Annotated in this window: 1 protein-coding gene; it reads right to left on the bottom strand. The window is 58.7% G+C overall.

The window, feature by feature from the left end; translation table 11 throughout:
• Positions 1-69 precede the first annotated feature (69 nt).
• On the bottom strand, positions 70-286 hold a 217-nt coding region (locus E0702_RS16870; protein ID WP_306766934.1), incomplete at its 5' end, for a hypothetical protein.

Below are 286 nucleotides of genomic sequence, written 5' to 3'. Positions count from 1 at the left end.
TCCCCTTCAGTCCAGGAGCACCTGTTTCTCCCTTTTCTCCATTGCGTCCATCAAAGCCTCTGTGTCCTTTCATACCAGGGAATCCAGGCATGCCAGCTGGGCCTTTGATACCTGGAGGTCCAGGCAGTCCACGCTCTCCAGGTCGTCCAGGTCTTCCTGACTCTCCATCCTTTCCAGCAGGACCAGCTGGACCAAGAGCACCAGGAGGTCCTGGAGGGCCTGCCGGACCAGCTTGACCAGGTTCACCAGGGGGACCTTGGTATCCAGGAGAACCAGGAGATCCAGG

The organism is Halomonas marinisediminis, from assembly GCF_004347715.1.
Lineage (GTDB): Bacteria > Pseudomonadota > Gammaproteobacteria > Pseudomonadales > Halomonadaceae > Halomonas > Halomonas icarae.
The sequence above is the reverse complement of the archived record's forward strand: the minus strand, read 5'-3'. Positions and strand labels throughout refer to the sequence as shown.